The sequence below is a fragment of the Archangium sp. genome (assembly GCF_036389735.1).
Taxonomy (GTDB): Bacteria; Myxococcota; Myxococcia; order Myxococcales; family Myxococcaceae; genus Archangium.
The window spans coordinates 1-2,519 of record NZ_DASVWK010000777.1 but is presented as its reverse complement, the minus strand read 5'-3'; the positions used below and the strand labels follow the sequence as shown (position 1 = coordinate 2,519).

Sequence of the window (2,519 nt, the reverse complement as noted above, 5' to 3'; positions counted from 1 at the left end):
GATGCTGGGACTCGGCCGGGAGCGGCCCGAGTGCTTCGAGCGAGGCCTGCGCTTCCTGGAGCGGCTGTCGCGCCCGGACAGCAGCATCCCCTTCATCGACAACCTCAACCTCTGGGTCACCGCCCTCTCGGGCCTGGCGCTGAGCGAGGTCCAGGGCGCGCCGCCCTCCGTGCTGTCCAGGATGGGGGAGTACCTGGCCACCCACCAGTCCGACGAGGGCGGCTGGAGCTTCACCGAGAACGTCGTCCAGAACGACACCGACACCACGGCCCAGTGCCTCATGCTGCTACAGGAGCTGGGGGAGCCGAGGCACGCGGCCACCCTCGCCCGGGGGCATCGCTACCTGCTGGAGCGCCAGCGGCCGGACGGCGGCTACCCCACCTATTTGAGCGCGGGCGACTCGGAGGTGACGATGACCGCCTGCATCCTCCAGGCCCAGGGTCGGCGGCTCGGCGGTGATCCTCGCCTGGCCGAGCCCATCCAGCAGGGCCTGCGCTATCTGGTGGCCAGCCAGCAGCCCGATGGCACCTTCGAGCGCAGCTGGAGCCTGTGCGAGACGTACAGCATCTTCCGCGTGATGTGGGCCCTGGACGCGTGCCGGCCGCTCGTCACCGCGACGCAGGGAGAGACGATCCGCCAGGGGGCCCTGAACTACCTGCTGGCGAGTCAGCACGCGGACGGAAGCTGGGGACAGACGGCCAACGAGCCCGGGGACGTGTTGAGCACGGCCTACGCGGTCTCCGCGCTCAGCTTGATGGGCCACCGCGAGCGCCTGCCGCGCGCCCTGCGCTACCTCCTCTTCCGGCAGTCCCCGGACGGCGCCATGCCCTCGCGGCCGGACCAGTCGGGCCCCCGCCCCTTCGTGTATGACGAGCCGCTGCTCGGCTCCATCTTCTCCGTCATCGCGCTGGCCAAGGCCCGCCGGCTCCTGGCCCTGGACCTTCCCTACTCCAGACAGACGGCATGAACGCCGCGGAACTGCTCGAGCCCTATCGCGCCCAGATGCTCGACGAGCGGCACTGGGAGCTGACGCGGCGACTGCTGGACTGGTCGCTCCGGCACACGTACCGGCGGCTGGAGCCGGCCTTCTACGTCCGGGAGGCCTTCGTCTCGAGCACCTTCGAGCAGTACTGCTGCCCGCCCGAGGCCACCCTGGAGGAGAACCTCCTGGGCGCTTGGTTCGTCACCTGCATCTTCAAGGCGGATGATGGCTCCACGGAGGAGCTGACCTCGTTCCTCGCCGCCCCGGACGCCCCCTCGGCCCCGACGGAGCTGCGGGCCTGCCACGCCTCCTTCATGGAGGCGCTGCAGCGCGAGGGGCGGGACACCGAGGGCCCACGGGCGGCCTTCCGCGAGCTGTGCGCGTGGACGTGCAGGGAGCGGGGGATGGATTCCCGGACGGTGACGGAGGCGCAATACCGGGAGTGCCGCAACTACACCATCGGTGTGCCCGCCTACGTGGCCTGCTGGGCGGCCCTTCGCGGGCTGACCCCCTCCGAGCGCGCCCAGGAGGCCCTGCGCGGCTCCGGGCTCCTCGAGGCGACGATGGAGCTGGTCTACAGCTGCAACGACCTGGGCTCCGTGGAGAAGGACGAGGCGGCCCTCCGGAAGAACCCGTCTGGCGGAGATCTGAACCTGGTGCTGCTGCGGGCCCGGGACGTGGGTGACCGCGAGGAGGCCATCCGGCAGGTGGTGGCGCATTACCACGAGCGGGCCCGGGACTTCCTGCGCCTGCGCGCGGAGCTGGCCAGCACGGAGCACTGGCGTGAGCGCCACGTCCGCGACTTCGTGGAGCTGCTGCGCTGTGTGACGAATGGAAACCTGCACACCACCCGTCACCTCATGGCCACGCGCTACCCCGGAGCCCAGGCGCTGCTGGCGACCCTGCCGGAGCTGGAGCCGTTCCAGGAGCGGCTCCGGTAGACTGTTCTACTGTGCGAGGCCGTCCAGCACGTCGGAGAGGGTGGTGGCGGTCAGGGATCGGTCGAACCAGCGGTCGAGAGTGGCCACGTCCGTACAGGTGAGGATGCGTTGCCGGGCCTCCTCACCGACGTCCACGCCCCGCGCGGTGAGAATCCGCAGGATGTCCTCGGCACGCCCTCGGGTCAGCCCCTCTTCCCTACCCTCTTCCCGGCCCCTCGCCAGACCCTGTTGGCGTCCCTGCTCGATGAGTTCCTCGCCATAGCTCCGCATCAGTGCCTCCGTTCGTTGGGCATCCATCACCGAATGTAGCACCTGCCTCGCCGCTTGCTGGGTGACCTCGTCCCCGACCCAGATGAGGTAGCGGATGACCACCACCAGATGTTCGGAGCCATCGGGGGTAGCCTGTACCTGCGCGAAGAGCGCCGTCCAGTCCGGGAGACGCCGCGCCAGCTCCGCAGTGCGCCCGTAGCGCAGGACGAGCCACGCCAGCCGGGCCAGCGGAGGACCGGGGCGCGCCAGCAACGCCTCGGCCCGCTCGGCCGTCAGGTCATCCAGCAGGTACTCGAAGCGAGGCACGAGCGCGCGCCATTCCTCGT

General features: G+C 70.3%; 2 protein-coding genes and 1 pseudogene. 2 read left to right on the top strand and 1 reads right to left on the bottom strand.

Translation table 11 applies throughout. The features are described from left to right. Both VF794_RS27610 and VF794_RS27605 read left to right on the top strand, forming a co-directional pair. Nucleotides 1-967 (top strand): prenyltransferase/squalene oxidase repeat-containing protein (locus tag VF794_RS27610; RefSeq protein ID WP_331115476.1); only part of this gene is annotated, 967 nt, incomplete at its 5' end. Then, a complete protein-coding gene (locus VF794_RS27605; RefSeq protein WP_331115475.1) occupies nt 964-1,923 on the top strand; it encodes a terpene synthase family protein in 960 nt (319 codons plus the stop codon). The genes VF794_RS27610 and VF794_RS27605, both read left to right, overlap by 4 nt. Before the next feature lie 6 nt (nt 1,924-1,929). On the opposite strand, the pseudogene VF794_RS27600 reads toward VF794_RS27605, so the two are convergent. Next, nucleotides 1,930-2,519, bottom strand: a pseudogene (locus VF794_RS27600) (transposase); the annotation flags it as partial.

Coding starts and splice junctions, on each gene's coding strand:
- VF794_RS27605 (WP_331115475.1), top strand. CDS start 964: ATGAACGCCGCGGAACTGCTCGAGCCCTATCGCGCCCAGATGCTCGAC.